The sequence below is a fragment of the uncultured Aquincola sp. genome (assembly GCF_964001545.1).
Taxonomy (GTDB): domain Bacteria; phylum Pseudomonadota; class Gammaproteobacteria; order Burkholderiales; family Burkholderiaceae_C; genus Aquincola.
This window is the reverse complement of the sequence record NZ_CAXFDV010000689.1, coordinates 1-14801: the sequence shown is the minus strand read 5'-3', so window position 1 is coordinate 14801 and position 14801 is coordinate 1. Positions and strand designations below refer to the sequence as shown.

Below are 14801 nucleotides of genomic sequence, written 5' to 3'. Positions count from 1 at the left end.
TACCTCTACGCCATCAGCATCCACAACGTGCCGATGGCCATCGTGCTGTCGCTGCTGATGTGGGGCCTGGTGTACCAGGGCTACAACGCGGTGTACCCCAGCTTCTACCCCGAGCTGTTTCCCACCCGCACCCGGGTGTCGGCCATGGCCATCTCGCAGAACCTGGGCACCGCGGCCACCGCGATGCTGCCGGCGCTGTTTGCCACCGTGGCGCCGCCGGGGGCCACCAACATCCCGTTGATCGTGGGCTCGCTCACGCTGGGCATCTGCGTCATCTCGGCCATCGCCTGCTTCACCGCCCGCGAGACCTACCGCGTGCGCATGCAGGACCTGGGCAACCCCGATGCGGTGCCGGTGCCCGAGGCGGAATACGACGCCGCCCGCCAGGAGGCGCTGGCCCAGCCCAAGCTCAAGACCGCCCACGCCTGACCCCCGCCTGACGTTCCCCAAGGCCACCACCATGATCACCGGCAAGACCCGACTCATCGCGCACTTCGGCTACCCCATCGAGCCGGTCAAGGCGCCCATGATCTACAACCCCTGGTTCGACCGCCGGGGCATCCCCGCGGTGGTCATGCCCATGGGCGTGGCGCCCGAAGACTATGCCGACGCCATCGCCGCGCTGCGCCGGATGACCAACTTCCACGGCGCGCTGGTGACCATGCCGCACAAGGTGGCCACGCTGGACCTGGTGGACGAACTGACCACCACCGCCCGCATCGCCGGTGCGGCCAACGCCATCCAGCGGCGGCCCGACGGCAGCCTGCTGGGCGACCAGTTCGATGGCGCCGGCTTCGTGCGCGGCCTCATCCGCAAGGGCTGGCAGCCGATGGGGCGCCGCGTGCTGGTGGCCGGCGCCGGTGGCGTGGGCTGCGCCATCGCCGCTTCGCTGGCGGCGGCGGGCGTGGCCGAGATGATGCTGTTCGACACCCACGACGCCTCGGCCCAGGCGCTGGCCGGCCGGCTGCGCCAGCACTACCCGGCCTTGCAGGTGCACACAGGCAGCCGCGACCCGGCGGGCTACGATCTCATCGTCAACGCCACCCCGCTGGGCATGAAGCCGGATGATCCGCTGCCGTTCGACGTCTCGCGCATCGCGCCCGGCACCTTTGTGGGCGAGGTGGTGATGACGCAGACCTTCACCCCGCTGCTGCAGGCCGCCCGGGCCCGCGGCTGCCCGGTGCAGGTGGGCACCGACATGCTGTTCGAGATGATCCCGGCCTACCTCGAATTCTTCGGCTTCGGCAGCACCACGGTGGAAGAGCTGGCCGAGACTTCGGCCCTGCAACCCTGACCCCACACCCAACCCCGACCCACATGTCCAACACCTTGAACCGCGAAGACATCGGCGAGCTGCCCAACCCCCTGGGTCTGGCCGGCCTGGAGTTCATCGAATACTCCACCGCCCGCCCGCAGGCCCTGGGCCAGGTGCTGGAGATGGTGGGCTTCTCACCCGTGGCGCGCCACCGCTCGCGCGAGGTCACGCTGTACCGCCAGGGGCCGATGAACGTCATCGTCAACGCACACGACGTGGTGGCGCCCGAAGGCAGCGGCGCTTCGCCCGCGGTCATCGCCGCGCTGGCCTTTCGCGTACGTGATGCCGGCGCCGCCTACCGCCAGGCGCTGGACAACGGCGCCTGGGCCGTGCCGGTGAACGTGGAGCCGATGGAGCTGCACATCCCCGCCATCCACGGCGTGGGCAGCAGCCGCCTCTATTTCATCGACCGCTGGCGCGAGTTCTCGATCTACGACGTGGACTTCGTGCCCATTCCGTCGGTGGAGCGGCATCCGCCTTCGGCCTGCGGCCTCAGCTGGTTCGGCGTGGTGCAGTACATCGGCAACGACCGCACCGAAGACTGGACCGAGTTCTACCGCGTGCTGTTCGGCTTCGAGCCGGTGCCGCCTGAAACCACCTTCGGCATCCTGCCCAAGGGCCGCGTGCTCAAGAGCCCCTGCGGCACCTTCTACTTCCAGCTCATCGAGCCCGAGCCCGGCATCCTGGACGTGGAAGACGACGAGACCCTGGCGCGCGTGGCCTTTGCCACGCCCGACGTGGTGGGCACCGTGGCCCACATGCGCGAGCGCGGCGTCGAGTTCCACGAAACCGAACGGGTGCACACCGATGTGCGGGGCGCGCTGACCAAGGGCCTGCTGCACGGCCTGTCGTTCGAGCTGGTGCACGCGCAAAGGTGACGCGATGAGCCAGACCACGCAAGGCAACTTCGCCGACTTCGGCATCGACACCATCTCGCTGGCCGGCCCGCTGGAGGCCAAGCTCAAGGCCGCGCGCGAAGCCGGCTTCTCGCAGATCATGCTCAGCGCCCGCGACGTGGTGGGCCACCCCGACGGGCTGGACGCCGCCGTGGCCGCGGTGCAGGCCAGCGGCCTGCGGGTCACCGGCTTCCAGGTGCTGCGCGACTTCGAAGGCCTGAGCGGCCACCTGCACGACTACAAGGTGGACGTGGCCAAGTCGATGCTGGACATGTGCCGCCGCCTCGGCGCCAAGGTGCTGCTGGTGTGCTCCACCACCTCGGTGCATGCGCAGGACGACCGCGAGCACATGGCCCGCGACCTGCGCAAGCTGGCGATGCTGGCGGTGCCGCTGGGCATCCGCATCGCGTACGAGGGGCTGTCCTGGGGCCGCCATGTCAACGAGTTTCCGCAGGCCTGGGACGTGGTGGTGCGGGCCGACATGCCCAACCTGGGCATCGGGCTCGACAGCTTCCATGCCTTTGCCACCCAGACGCCGGCCGACGAGCTGGACCTGATCGACCCCTACAAGATCTTCCTGGTGCAGCTGGCCGACTTCATGTGGCAGGAGATCCGTTCGGTGGAAGAGCGCATCACCACCGCGCGGCACTTCCGCGTGTTTCCGGGTGAAGGCGTGCACAGCGCCGAGGTGGCCGACTGGGTGCAGCGGCTGCACCGCCTGGGCTACCGCGGCGACTACAGCTTCGAGGTGTTCAACGACGACTACCAGCAGATGCCGCTGCCCACCGTGGCCGCCCGCGCCCGCCGCAGCGCGCTGTGGCTGGGCGAGACGGTGCTGCGCCGCTCGGTCCCTTTGCCCAACGCCATCAAGCTGAAAAGAGCCTGACCATGTCTTCTCCCTGCATCATCTCCGTCGCCATCACCGGTTCCTTGCCGCGCAAGAAGGACAACCCGGCGGTGCCGGTCACGCCCAGCGAGCAGATCGAGTCCACCCATGCCGCGTACGAGGCCGGGGCCACGCTGGTGCACCTGCATGTGCGCAACGACGACGAGACGCCCAGCTCGGCGCCCGAGCGTTTTGCCGAGGTGCTGGCCGGCATCCGCAAGCATTGCCCACTGATCATCACGCAGGTGTCCACCGGCGGCCGCTCGGGCGCGGGGCGTGAGCGGGGCGGCATGCTGCACCTGCGGCCCGACATGGCCTCGCTGGCCACCGGCTCGGTGAACTTTCCCACCCGCGTGTACGACAACGCGCCCGACCTGGTGGACTGGCTGGCCGCCGAGATGAAGCAGCACGGCATCAAGCCCGAGGTGGAAGCCTTCGACCTGTCGATGATCTTCAAGGCCGCCGAGATGCATGCCGACGGCCGCATCGGCGTCGGACCTCTGCATGTGCAGTTCGTGATGGGCGTGAAGAACGCGATGCCGGTGGACCGCGAGGTCTTCGAGTTCTACGTGAAGACGCTGCACCGCCTGGCCCCCGACGCCACCTGGACCGGCGCCGGCATCGGCCGCCACCAGATCGAGCTGGCCCGCTGGTCGCTGGAGCTGGGCGGCCACTGCCGCACCGGCCTGGAAGACAACGTGCGCCTGGACCGCGACACCCTGGCCCCCTCCAACGCCGCGCTGGTGCGCCAGGTGGCCGAGCTGTGCGAACAGTATGGCCGCCGCGTGGCCACGCCCGAAGAGGCGCGGGCGCTGCTGAAGCTGGGGGCGCCGGGGGCGCAGGCCTGAGCGCCGCGGCCCGAAGCGCCCACGCCCACGGCACGCCGACTTGTGTGCTGAACTCGGCGATGGGCGCCGATGCCGCTTCGCGGCTTTCCTACAACCGCGTCAAGGGCGAGTCGGAAGCGGCGCTGCAGCAGGTCGGCTTCGAGTCATTGACGCTGGTGTAGCGGCTGCTCACCGGATCAAGCCGGCCCATTGGCGTGACTCCCGTTCGATCGTCAGGCGGAGTTCATCGGGCGAACCGCCAATCGGCTCTATCCCCATCGACTGCAACCTGGCCTTGACCATGGTCGTTGCAAGCGCACCGCGTGCCGCTCGCTGCCATCGCACCAGCATGTCGGTGGGCGTTGCCGCGGGCGCCAGCAGCGCGAACCAGGCCATCGCCTCGAAGCCCGGCAGACCGGACTCGGCCAGCGTCGGCAGCTCAGGCGCAATCGGCGTTCGTTGCAGCGATGACACCGCCAGCGCGCGCAAACGGCCTTCGCGAACCAACGGCATGGCGGTTGCGACGTTGGCGAACGAGAAATCGACGCGTCCGGCCACCACGTCCGGCAAGGGGCTCTGGTTGGAAGGCACGTGAATCATGTCGACGCCTGCCATCTTCGCGAGCAGTTCGCCAGCGCGGTGAGAAGACGTGCCAATACCGGCCGAGGCGTAAGTGACCTGGCCGGCGGGTCGCTGGCGCAACCAGGCGAGCCAATCCGCGAAGTTGCGGGCACTGCCATCGCCGCCGACGACGAGCACGTTCGGCGTGGCGACGACCCGCGAGATCGGTGCCAGGTCGCGCTGCGGGTCATAGCGGCGCACGCCGTTCGGGTCGGGCATCACCAGTGCCGCATCGCCCGACAGCACGACGGTGCGGCCATCGGCGGCTGCGTTCACGACATGCGTGACGCCCACAAGCCCCCCGGCGCCGGGGATGTTCTCCACCGCCGCCGGCGTTCCGAGCTCGGCCGACAGGGGTTCGGCGAGCGTCCTGGCCACGATGTCCGGTGCTGAGCCGGCCGCGAAAGGCACAACGATACGCAGCGGCCTGTCCGCCGGCAGCGCGGCCGCGGCACCGGCCCAGACGGCCAGCGCGGTCAGGAGAGCACTCCTTCGATCCATTGTTTGCATGACGCAACTCCTTGGCGTGAGGACATCGTGTGCCGCAGTCTGCGCGGGACGGAGCCGCTGCGGTCTTGGGATTTTCTTAAGATGCGCCCATCCGGAGCCGCCTTGTCCAACGAGTCCACCGACGCCTCACCTGCGTCGTTCACCATCGGCCACTGGTCCGTGCATGCGATGTACGACCGCGTGGAGCGCGACGGCGTCTCGCACAAGCTTGAGCCGCGCACGATGCGGCTGCTGCTGACACTGGCACGCGCGGGTGGCCAGGTGGTGCCTTCGGCCTCATTGCTGGCCACGGTCTGGGCCGGCGTCGTCGTCACGCCCAGTTCGCTGTACGAGAGCATTTCGCGGCTGCGCAAGCTGTTGGGGCGCGACGACCAAGGCCTGTACGCGCTCGAGTCGGTGCCGCGCAAGGGCTATCGGCTGCGCTGGCCGGTCGCGGTGGGCACATCGCCGGGCCTGGGCGAGCGGTCTATCGCCGTGCTGCCTTTCGAGGCTGCAGGCCCGGACGAGAGGCTGCAGTTCATCTCGCAAAGCCTGGTCGATGGCCTGATCGGCGAGCTGTCTCGCCAGCCCGAGTTGGCCGTCGTCGCGCGTGGCACGATGATCGGGTATGCGCGGCGCCGCGAGTCGCCTGTGGCCATCGGCCGGTACCTCGGCGTGCGCTCGGTGGTGGATGGCCGTCTTAACCTTCTAGGCCCTGACATGCTGGCGATCGAAGCCGAACTGATCGACGTGCCGAGCGGGCGGCAAACCTGGACCGAAGTGATCGAGTTGCCAGCCTCGCACTGGCCGCAGAGCGCGGCCGTGGTGGTGGGGCGGCTGGCACGTGCGCTCACCTTCGAGTTCCAGGCCGGTGTGCTGCCGCAAGGCAGAGATGTGCCCGTGGAGGCACTTTCCGCCCGCTCGTTGGCCACCCAGGCCTGGGTCGAGCTGTTCGCGCGGCCCGAGACTGCCGAGACGAATCTGCGCGCCCGCCACTGGGCCCAGGCGGCCTTGCAGCGCGACGCGCAATGCGGCCTGGCCGAGATCTGCCTGGCCACCTGCTGCTGGCGCGCCGGCCAGTTCGGCTGGGACGGGTTGAACGAGGAGGATGCTCGCAGCCGGGCCCACGATCACGCCGAGCGTGCGATCACCTTTGCGCCGAACGAGCCCGATGCCCACTACGTGCTCGCCTTGATCGCCTATGGGCGCGGCGAAACCGTGCGTGCCGAGGAAGCGCTGCGCCAGTGCCTGCGGCTGTCGGCATCGTTCGCCCCGGCGTACGGACTGCTCGCGCTCGTGCGCACGCGGCTCGGGCACCCGGAAGAAGCCTCTGCGCTTTGCGACCGTGCGCTTGCCCTCAGCCCGCGCGAGCCACTTCGTGCGGTGTGGTATCTGGCGCTGGCCTGGAGCGCGCTGGCACGCCGGGACTACGCAGCAGCACTGGACGCGGCGCAGCGTGGCATGGCGGCGAACCCGGGCCTGCCGACCAACTACGCCGCTGGCGCTGCGGCGGCGCAGGCCCTCGGCGAGACAGACCTGGCCGCGCGCTGGGTTCAACTGCTGCGCGAGCGCTCGGTCTTCGGCAGCGTGCCGGCATTTTTTCGGCGCATGCCGGTGGCCACCTCACCGGCGCATCGCCGCCAGATGCTGGAGGCGGCAAGGTGGCTCGCACAGGCCGGGTTGCCTGAGACCGAGTGACGCCGTCGGTCGAGCCCCGGCGTGCTGCTGCTTCAGGGCCAAGGTGGGGTGGGTACAGGGCGACTTCGATGTGGCGGGCTCTCACCGCGCAGAGATGGCAAGGCCGTGGTCTTGGCATGGCGGGTCGGGCCTGGTCCGTTCGGCCCATTGAGCCGTCGAGCAGGGACTGCTAGCCTCCCCCGGCATGTTGCGAGCTTGGACGCGTCCGGGGCTGTCGATGGCGCCGCTGCTGCTGGCGGGCATCGCCATGGCCCAGGAGGCGCTCGAGCGCCCGGCCCTGCGGCTGCCTGGCATCGTGCACCGGTGGGCGCAGCCCGACGAGGTGCCGCCGGCCGACATCACCATAGACGAGATGGGCCGGTGCATGGGCGCCGACCTGCGGCTGCGTGAACGCGCGCAGGCGCTGAGCCAACGTCAGCAGCAGTTGCATGCGGCGCTGGCGCCGCTGGAGGCGCGATCGGCGGCGCTGAACCCGATGGTGGAGTCGCTGACCGCCGACCGCTCGGCCTTCGAGGCCGCGGTCGCAGCCCAGCGCCGGCAGGAGTCTGCCCTGGTGGCCCGCAAGGCGCAGGTCGAGCAGGACCTGTCGACCCGCCCAGCCAGCGAAGCAGAGGCCCGGCGCATCGAACGGTTGGTGACCGCCTTCAATGCCGATCTGCAGGTCTGGAACCGGGGACGAGACAAGCTGATGCGCGACGAGAAGGCGTTGAACGTCCGCATCGAGGAGCACAACCGCGCCGCGCGGGCGCTGAACGACAGTGCGGCGCTGTTCGTGCAGAGCCACGCCGATTTCAAGGCCGAAGCGGAGCGCTTCAATGAAGACCACGCGCGCTTCCTGTCGGACTGCACAGGGCAGCGTCGGGTGAAGAAGTAGCCGTGCAGCGGCTCGCGCGGCTGCCGCTGACGCAGTTCTGTCACCATTGGCGCCGTCCAATGCCTCCCGCGAGCACCACGGAGACCGACATGAGCAACGTGCGCGACATCAGCTTCGGTACGCTCAATCTGTACAACCTGCAGGTGCCGGGCCAACCGACGCATCCGGGCTCGGCGATGTTCGACGATGTCACCTATGCCGCGCGGCTGCGCTGGGCCGCGCAGCTGATCGCGCAAATGGACGCGGACGTGATTGCCTTTCAGGAGCTGTGGTCGGCGCAGGCGCTGCGTGACCTGTTCGCGCTGGAAGGCCTGGACGCTCGCTACGAGCTGCAGTTCATTGCCGACGAGTGGTACGACATCGCCGTGGCTGCGGCGGTGCGCAAGCCCTGGCGGGTTGAGGATCGTCGGCTGCACAAGGCCTTTCCAGACGCTTTCCGGCTCATCAAGCGTGGCCATGGCGAGGCAGGTGCCCAGGCCGAACGCACCGACGACGACATCGACGTGCGCATCCCGTTCTTCTCGCGCACGGTGCTGGAGCTGGTGCTGGTACGCGACGGCGTGGACAACCTGCCGCCGCTGCACGTGGTGTGTGCTCATCTGAAGTCGAAGCTTCCCACGCAGCTCGACCCGGTGGAAGCGCGGATCGATGCACTGCGGCCGCACCGCAACGCGCTGGGCGCCGCGCTGTCCACCATCCGCCGCACGGCCGAGGCGGCCGCGCTGCGCATGATCCTGACCGACCTGACGAAGAGCGACGCCACCCGCGCGGTGGTGCTGCTGGGCGACCTGAACGACGGAGCGCATGCCAACACGCTGTCCATCCTGAGCGCGCAGCCGCCGTTCCGGCGGTACAGCAAGTCTCAGACGGGGCGCACCAGCGACACCGGCCTGTACCCGGTGACCTTCCTGCAGGCGCTGGCCGACTTCCAGGACGTGGCCTACACCCATGTGTACCAGGGCGACAGGGAGCAGCTCGACCATGTGCTGGTGTCGGAGCAGTTCTACGATCACTCGCAGCATCGCTACTGGTCGTTCAAAGAACAGCGCATCTGGAACGACCACCTGGTGGAAGATGGTTTGACCGGCGCCCGCCGCCCCACCTCGGACCACGGCGCGGTGTGTGCGCGCTTCGTGTGGGACCCGGCAGCACGCTGATCGTTGGCCCGCACGCGGTACAGCCGCATCTGCCGAGAGCGCAGCCTTTTCACAAGTCGATACCGACTTCGCCGCAACCGAGGGCGAGGGCGACGGCTCGCTGGCCTCCTGGCGCCAGGCGCATCGCGCCTTCTTCACGCGCGACTGCGAACGGCTGGGCCGCAGCTTCACCGAAGACATGCCGGTGGTGTGCGAGCGCTTCGAGCGGGTGTATCCGTTGCCACTGCTTGATTAGGGATTCGCCGGCGGCGTTTGCCTGCCACAGTCGGGCCACCGACCTGGGCGGGTGTGGCACCCGTGCGGGCGGGCAGCTCAAGGAGTCGCCATGACCGAAAACGTCGTTCCCATCGGACCCGACCCGGTTGTGCCTTCCGTTCCCGGGCAGGCCCGGTCAGAGCCCGCGGGCGTTGGCCGGGCCGCGACCCCCAGGCCCGATCATGCGCAGCCGCAGGGGCCGGCTTCGCAATACGTCGACCTGTTCCCGAAAGTGGAAAGCGGGCGTGAAGCGATCGAAGACCCGGAGTTCATCGCGGCGCTGAACCGGCTGCGGGGGTTGTCCAGCTTCATCCTGCAGGTGGCGGCGCCGTCCGACGAGAAGGTGCGCCAGGCGGCCCGGCTGGGCGGGCTCAACCAGCTTCGGCGCGCCTTCCCCTCCAAGGGCCGTGCGGCGGAGTTCGAGGAGTGGCAGGCCGTTGAGATCCGCACCCAGGTCATCTGGGGCGCCTTGTCCGATGCCCACCGCCGCAAGTTCCTGGCCACCCAAACGCCCGGCTGGATCTCGTACCTGATCTCGGCCTTCATCGTGGTGGCCGCGGCGTCGCTGGTGGTGGCGGTGCTCACACGCACGGGCGCCATACGGCCCATTGCCGGCGGCATCCTGATCCCGTTCCTGCTGTGGATCATCGCGCTGGGCGCCATCGGTGCGGCAGCCTCCATCGGGATGAACGCCTTGTCGGTGCAGGACGACGCCACCTTCGACGTCAGCAGCGGCAAGTTCATCTGGCTGCGGCTGGTGCTGGGCGCGCTGTTCGGCACGGTGTTGACGCTGCCGCTGGGGTTCGACACCTTCGATACCTTCCTCGTGGGTTTCGGCGAGGCCTCGGCGCCGCCAGAGACGGCGGAAGTGGCCAAGCAGGCGGGCTTGCTGCTGCTGCCTTTCATCCTGGGCTTCAGCACGTCGCTCGTGATCCTGGTGTTGAACCGGCTCATCGAGTCGGCGCAGACCTTCTTCGGCAAGCCGTCCAAGGCCGCCTAGGGTTTCACCCGCCCACCCACTCGATCCCCCGCGCCAGCGCAAACAGCAGCCCGCCGATCAGCCCGCCCACCAGCGTGCCGCTGATGCGGATGGACTGCAGGTCGGGACCGATGTGCAGCTCCACCTGGCGGGCCATGTCCTGCGGGTCCCAGGTGCGCACGGTGTTGCTGATGTGGCGCACCAGATGGTCGGCGAAGGCCGGGGCCAGGTCGGTGGAGAGCTTGACCACATGCTCGGCCAATGAGCGGCGCAGGGCTTCGTCCTCGCTCAGCTTGCGGCCCATCCACTGGCCCATGCGCTGCACCTGCGCGGCCATGGCCGACTGCTCGGGCGGGCGGTCCAGGTCGTCGCTGATCCATTGCCGGATGTCGTGCCACACGCTGCGCGTGAAGTCCAGCAGGTGCGGGTCTTCCAGCACATGGCGCTTGAGCGCATCGGCGCGCTGGCGCAGCTCGTCGTCGTGCTGCAGCCGCTGCACCAGCCGCTCGGCCACGCGGTCGAAGGCCTGGCGGTAGTCGTGGTCGGGCCGCTCCGACATCTCCTGCAGCAGCTCGGCCAGCACCTTGCGCAGCTTGTCGGCGCTCCAGCCGCTCAGCGCGTCCGACAGGCCCAGCTTGTCCAGCATCGGGTGCTCGGTCTTCATCCAGGTCAGCAGCCGCGCCACGATGGCCTCGCGCACCGTGTCCTGCTTCAGGTATTCCAGCGCGGCGCCCAGCACGTCGGTCAGCAGCTGCTGGTGGCGGCCGTCGCGCGTCAGCATCTGCAGCACCTCGCCCAGCGCCTGCGACAGGTCTACCTTGGCGATGAAGGCCTGCACCGCATCGGCCACGAAGGCCTGGATGCGCTTGTCGTCCACCAGCGCCAGCCCGTGCCGCACCAGCGTCACCGCATGGCGGCCGATGCGCTGCGAATTGGCCGGCACGCTGAACCAGGCCGCCAGCTGCGTAACCGGGTCGGTGCGCTGCATCAGCCCGGCCAGAGCCTGCGCATCCAGAAACTTCTCGTGGATGAAGCGGCCCAGGTTGTCGGCGATGCGGGCCTGGTTGGAAGGGATCACCGCCGTGTGGCGGATGGGCAGGTTCAGCGGCCGGCGAAAGAGCGCCACCACCGCGAACCAGTCGGCCAGGCCGCCCACCAGCGCGGCCTCCGCCATTGCGCGGCACAGGCCCGAAGGCAGCGGGTGCGCGGCCAGCGCCACCGAAGTGGCATACAGCCCGCCGGGCACGCCCAGCAGCACGGCCAGCGCGCTGCGCTTGGCCTTTTGCAGCCGCAGCGCGGGGTCGGAAGAAGGGGTGGCAGGTGTCATGCAGTCAAAGTGCGGTGCGGCGTTGCTGTTCACGCTTGAGCCAGGCGGTGGGCGTCAGCCCCGACCAGCGGCGGAAGGCGCGGGCAAACACCTTGTCGGAGTCGTAGCCCGCCTGCTCGGCAATGCGGGCCAGCGGCTGGCCGCCGGCTTCCAGCTGCTCGGCGGCCAGGGCCATGCGGTGGGCGGTGAGGTAGCCGATGGGCGTGGCGCCCACCTGCTGCCGAAAGCGTTCAGAAAAGCGCGAGCGCGACATGCCGGCTTCGGCGGCCAGGCGTTCCACCGTCCACGCCGCTTCCGGTGCGCGGTGCAGGGCATTGAGGCTGCGCGCCAGGGCCGGGTCGGCCAGGCCTCGCAGCCAGCCGGGCGCGGCGGTGGCGGCATCGCCGGCCGCGGCCAGGTGCTCACGCACCAGGTGGATCAGCAGCAGCTCGCCCATGCGCACGGCGGCCGCGCGCCAGCCGGGGCGGCGGTCCAGGGTTTCCAGCACCAGAGCCTGCAGGGTGGCGGCCAGGTTCAGGTCCAGCGGCCGGCCCTGCGCGCGCACATGCAGCAACGGCGGCAGCAGCGACAGCACCGCGTGCCGCGCATAGGCCGAGAACCACAGCTGCGCCGAATACACCTCGGTGCGCGGCCCGGCGCCGCCATGCGCAAACACCAGCGGGTTCTCGTCCAGCGGCCCCACCGCATGCTGCTTGATCAAGCGGCTGAAGGGCACCGGCGCCACCGCGGGGTCGGAGGCAATGACGTGCGGCGCGCCCAGCGGCAGCAGCAGCAGGTCGCCGGGTGCCACCTGCAGCGGCGGCCGGCCGGCCATCAGCAGCCAGAAGGGCGCGCCGCGGGCCATGCGGATCATCGCGCCCGACACGCCGGCCGAACGCAGGGCCCAGGGCGCGCCCAGGTCGAAGCGGGCCGTGACCGCCCGCTGCGCCCTGCAGATGGACAGCACCTCGCTCAGGCCATCCATCGGGCCGGGCGGCTGCGCAAGGGGCAGGGGTGCTGCATGCGGCCCATGTTATCGGGACGAATGGTGTCTTCTTCGGGCGCCCTGGTGGTTGAGCCGCAGCGCCGCGCTGCCAAGAATGCGGCCACAGCAGTGGCACAACCAGCACAGGACCAGCGGAATGAGCAGCTTGAACATCGGCATCGTGGGCGGCGGCATCGGCGGCCTGGCGGCGGCCAACGCCTTGCAGCAGGCAGGGCATGTGGTCACCGTGTACGAGCAAAGCCGCCAGTACCTGCGCGTGGGCGCCGACATCAACCTCACGCCCAATGCGGTGCGGGCGCTCGATGGCCTGGGCACCGGCATCGCGAAGGCCGTGCGGGCCTCGGCCGCGCGGCCCACGCACCGCATCAGCCGCACCTGGGACACCGGCGAAGAGACCTCGCGCCTGCCGATGGGCGACGAGGCCGAACGCCGCTACGGCGCGCCGCAGCTCACCATCCACCGGGCTGATCTGCTGGCCGCCTTGGCCGAAGGCTTTGCGGGCGGGCGGGTGCTGTTCGGCAAGCGGCTGGCCGCCATCGAGCCGGGCCAGGGCGCCGCCTTGCAGCTGCGCTTTGCCGACGACAGCCGCAGCGCGCCGCTGGACGTGCTGGTGGGCGCCGACGGCATCCATTCCGCGGTGCGGGCGGCCTTGTTCGGCGAGCATGGCGGCGCTGCCGCGCCGCGCTTCACCGGCCTGGTGGCTTTCCGCGCGGTGGTGCCCACCGAGCGGGTGCGCCAGCTGCCCGACATCGGCGCCTTCACCAAGTGGTGGGGCCCTTCGCCGCACAGCCAGATCGTCACCTTTCCGCTGAACCAGGGCCGCGACACCTTCGTGTTCGCCACCACCGAGCAAGACAGCTGGCACGAAGAATCGTGGACCAGCGAAGGCGATGTGCAGGAGCTGCGCCGCTGTTATGCCGACTTCCACCCCGATGCGCGGGCACTGCTGGACGCCTGCGACCAGGTGCTCAAGACCGCGCTGTATGAGCGCGACCCGCTGCCCGCCTGGTCAGTGGGCGCGGCCACGCTGCTGGGCGATGCCTGCCACCCGATGATGCCCTTCATGGCCCAGGGCGCCGGCTCGGCCATCGAAGACGCGGTCGTGCTCAGCCGCCACCTGCAATGCGCCACGGCGGCCGAGGTGCCGCAGGCGCTGCAGGCCTACCAGCAAGACCGGCAGGAACGGGCCAGCCGCATCCAGCTGGGCTCACGCGGCAACGAATGGCTCAAGGCCGGCGGCAATGCCGACTGGGTGTACGGCTACGACGCCTGGGCGGTGCCGCTGGCGGCGCATGCCTGAAGGCTGAACCACCCTGCCTGCGCCAGGGTCGGCCCTTGCAGCGCGGCCCATCGCCCCCAGGTGCCACGGATGGCTACTGCACTCTCCGTCCTCGACCTGGCGCCCATCACCGAAGGCAGCGATGCCGCGCAGTCGTTCCGCCATTCCCTGTCACTGGCCCGGCATGCCGAGCAGCTGGGCTATCAGCGCTTCTGGCTGGCCGAGCACCATGGCATGCCCGGCATCGCCAGCGCGGCCACCGCAGTGCTCATCGGCCACATCGCAGGCGGCACCCAGCGCATCCGCGTGGGGGCGGGCGGCATCATGCTGCCCAACCATTCGCCGATGGTGATTGCCGAGCAGTTCGGCACCTTGCAGGCGCTGTACCCGGGCCGCATCGACCTGGGCCTGGGCCGTGCGCCGGGCTCCGACCAGGCCACCTCGCGCGCGCTGCGCCGCGACCTGGCCAGCGACCCCGACGCCTTTCCGCAAGACGTGCTGGAGTTGATCGACCTGATGTCGGACGAGCCGCAGCAGGCCGTGCGCGCGGTGCCGGGGCAGGGCGCCAAGGTGCCGGTGTGGATCCTGGGCTCCAGCCTGTTCGGCGCACAACTGGCGGCCATGCTGGGGCTGCCGTATGCGTTTGCCTCGCACTTTGCGCCGGCGCAGATGATGCGGGCCATCGCGTTGTACCGCGAGCATTTCCGCCCGTCGGAGCACCTGGCCCAACCGCATGTGATGCTGGGCTTCAACGTGTTCGCGGCCGACACCGACGAAGAGGCCGCGCTGCTGGCCACCAGCATGCAGCAGGCCTTCGTGAACCTGCGCACCGGCCGCCCGGGCCGGCTGCAGCCGCCGCAGCCGGGTTACCTGGAAAGCCTGCCGCCGCCAGCCCGCGGCATGCTGGACGACGTGCTCAGCTGCAGCGCCATCGGCGGGCCCGACAAGGTGCGCCAGCAACTGCAGGCCTTCATCGAGCGCACCCAGGCCGACGAGCTGATGATCACCAGCCAGATCTACGACCACGATGCCCGCCTGCATGCGTACACGCTGGCGGCGCAGGCGATGGCGCAGATCAGTTCTTGAGCCGGTAGCCGGTGCGGAACATCCAGCGCACGATGAGGAGGCAGGCGATGAGGAAGGCCAGCGTCATGGCCGCGCTCACCTCCTCCCGCACGTCGGCGGTGCCGAAGAAGCTCCAGCGGAAGCCGGC

At 69.8% G+C, this 14801-nt stretch carries 13 protein-coding genes and 3 pseudogenes; 12 read left to right on the top strand and 4 right to left on the bottom strand.

What is annotated here, in order from left to right; all coding sequences use genetic code 11:
• From ABNT58_RS24285 to ABNT58_RS24260, 6 genes and pseudogenes are all read left to right on the top strand, one after another.
• Positions 1 to 429: pseudogene (locus ABNT58_RS24285) on the top strand (MFS transporter); the annotation flags it as partial.
• Between the two features lie 31 nt (positions 430 to 460).
• Positions 461 to 1294 carry a ThiF family adenylyltransferase gene (locus ABNT58_RS24280; protein WP_348755967.1) on the top strand — a complete coding sequence of 278 codons (834 nt, stop codon included), beginning with the start codon at positions 461 to 463 and terminating at the stop codon, positions 1292 to 1294.
• A gap of 23 nt (positions 1295 to 1317) precedes the next feature.
• On the top strand, positions 1318 to 2193 hold the full coding sequence (locus tag ABNT58_RS24275; RefSeq protein WP_348755966.1) for a 4-hydroxyphenylpyruvate dioxygenase: 876 nt from the start codon (positions 1318 to 1320) through the stop codon (positions 2191 to 2193).
• A 4-nt stretch (positions 2194 to 2197) separates the two neighbouring features.
• The gene (locus tag ABNT58_RS24270) at positions 2198 to 3097 is read left to right on the top strand and encodes a sugar phosphate isomerase/epimerase family protein (protein WP_348755965.1); all 900 of its coding nucleotides are present in this window, start codon (positions 2198 to 2200) and stop codon (positions 3095 to 3097) included.
• Positions 3098 to 3099: 2 nt separating this feature from the next.
• Positions 3100 to 3945, top strand: coding sequence for a 3-keto-5-aminohexanoate cleavage protein (locus ABNT58_RS24265; RefSeq protein WP_348755964.1), 846 nt, complete (start codon positions 3100 to 3102; stop codon positions 3943 to 3945).
• Positions 3946 to 3947: 2 nt separating this feature from the next.
• Positions 3948 to 4103: pseudogene (locus ABNT58_RS24260) on the top strand (NAD-dependent dehydratase); the annotation flags it as partial.
• Positions 4104 to 4113: 10 nt separating this feature from the next.
• On the opposite strand, the gene ABNT58_RS24255 reads toward ABNT58_RS24260, so the two are convergent.
• Entirely contained in the window at positions 4114 to 5055 is a 942-nt protein-coding gene (locus ABNT58_RS24255) for a tripartite tricarboxylate transporter substrate-binding protein (RefSeq protein ID WP_348755963.1), read from the bottom strand.
• A 102-nt stretch (positions 5056 to 5157) separates the two neighbouring features.
• Here ABNT58_RS24255 and ABNT58_RS24250 point away from each other — a divergent pair, with 102 nt between their 5' ends.
• From ABNT58_RS24250 to ABNT58_RS24235, 4 genes are all read left to right on the top strand, one after another.
• Entirely contained in the window at positions 5158 to 6732 is a 1575-nt protein-coding gene (locus ABNT58_RS24250; protein WP_348755962.1) for a winged helix-turn-helix domain-containing protein, read from the top strand.
• Between the two features lie 217 nt (positions 6733 to 6949).
• Positions 6950 to 7606, top strand: a complete 657-nt coding sequence (locus ABNT58_RS24245) for a hypothetical protein (RefSeq protein WP_348755961.1) — start codon at positions 6950 to 6952, stop codon at positions 7604 to 7606.
• Between the two features lie 89 nt (positions 7607 to 7695).
• A complete protein-coding gene (locus tag ABNT58_RS24240; RefSeq protein ID WP_348755960.1) occupies positions 7696 to 8763 on the top strand; it encodes an endonuclease/exonuclease/phosphatase family protein in 1068 nt (355 codons plus the stop codon).
• Positions 8764 to 9250: 487 nt separating this feature from the next.
• Entirely contained in the window at positions 9251 to 10018 is a 768-nt protein-coding gene (locus ABNT58_RS24235) for a hypothetical protein (RefSeq protein WP_348755959.1), read from the top strand.
• A 4-nt stretch (positions 10019 to 10022) separates the two neighbouring features.
• Here the strand turns inward: ABNT58_RS24235 and ABNT58_RS24230 are convergent, their stop codons facing one another.
• Both ABNT58_RS24230 and ABNT58_RS24225 read right to left on the bottom strand, forming a co-directional pair.
• Positions 10023 to 11324 (bottom strand): DUF445 domain-containing protein, encoded by a 1302-nt coding sequence (locus tag ABNT58_RS24230; RefSeq protein ID WP_348755958.1) that lies wholly within the window; start codon positions 11322 to 11324, stop codon positions 10023 to 10025.
• 4 nt (positions 11325 to 11328) lie between these two features.
• Positions 11329 to 12288, bottom strand: coding sequence for an AraC family transcriptional regulator (locus tag ABNT58_RS24225; protein ID WP_348755957.1), 960 nt, complete (start codon positions 12286 to 12288; stop codon positions 11329 to 11331).
• A 157-nt stretch (positions 12289 to 12445) separates the two neighbouring features.
• Between ABNT58_RS24225 and ABNT58_RS24220 the strand changes: the two genes are divergently transcribed.
• Positions 12446 to 13609: an FAD-dependent monooxygenase gene (locus ABNT58_RS24220; RefSeq protein ID WP_348755956.1), complete on the top strand. Its 1164-nt coding sequence runs from the start codon at positions 12446 to 12448 to the stop codon at positions 13607 to 13609.
• 69 nt (positions 13610 to 13678) lie between these two features.
• Complete coding sequence (locus tag ABNT58_RS24215; RefSeq protein ID WP_348755955.1) at positions 13679 to 14674, top strand: LLM class flavin-dependent oxidoreductase; 996 nt, start codon at positions 13679 to 13681, stop codon at positions 14672 to 14674.
• Here the strand turns inward: ABNT58_RS24215 and ABNT58_RS24210 are convergent.
• Positions 14664 to 14801, bottom strand: a pseudogene (locus ABNT58_RS24210) (sugar ABC transporter permease); the annotation flags it as partial. The gene ABNT58_RS24215 and the pseudogene ABNT58_RS24210 overlap by 11 nt on opposite strands.

Excerpts from the sequence above, each read along its gene's own strand:
- ABNT58_RS24280 (WP_348755967.1), top strand. The coding sequence starts at position 461 with ATGATCACCGGCAAGACCCGACTCATCGCGCACTTCGGCTACCCCATC.
- ABNT58_RS24270 (WP_348755965.1), top strand. The coding sequence starts at position 2,198 with ATGAGCCAGACCACGCAAGGCAACTTCGCCGACTTCGGCATCGACACC.
- ABNT58_RS24215 (WP_348755955.1), top strand. The coding sequence starts at position 13,679 with ATGGCTACTGCACTCTCCGTCCTCGACCTGGCGCCCATCACCGAAGGC.
- ABNT58_RS24220 (WP_348755956.1), top strand. The coding sequence starts at position 12,446 with ATGAGCAGCTTGAACATCGGCATCGTGGGCGGCGGCATCGGCGGCCTG.
- ABNT58_RS24240 (WP_348755960.1), top strand. The coding sequence starts at position 7,696 with ATGAGCAACGTGCGCGACATCAGCTTCGGTACGCTCAATCTGTACAAC.
- ABNT58_RS24275 (WP_348755966.1), top strand. The coding sequence starts at position 1,318 with ATGTCCAACACCTTGAACCGCGAAGACATCGGCGAGCTGCCCAACCCC.
- ABNT58_RS24230 (WP_348755958.1), bottom strand. The coding sequence starts at position 11,324 with ATGACACCTGCCACCCCTTCTTCCGACCCCGCGCTGCGGCTGCAAAAG.
- ABNT58_RS24245 (WP_348755961.1), top strand. The coding sequence starts at position 6,950 with ATGGCGCCGCTGCTGCTGGCGGGCATCGCCATGGCCCAGGAGGCGCTC.
- ABNT58_RS24265 (WP_348755964.1), top strand. The coding sequence starts at position 3,100 with ATGTCTTCTCCCTGCATCATCTCCGTCGCCATCACCGGTTCCTTGCCG.
- ABNT58_RS24255 (WP_348755963.1), bottom strand. The coding sequence starts at position 5,055 with ATGCAAACAATGGATCGAAGGAGTGCTCTCCTGACCGCGCTGGCCGTC.
- ABNT58_RS24225 (WP_348755957.1), bottom strand. The coding sequence starts at position 12,288 with ATGGATGGCCTGAGCGAGGTGCTGTCCATCTGCAGGGCGCAGCGGGCG.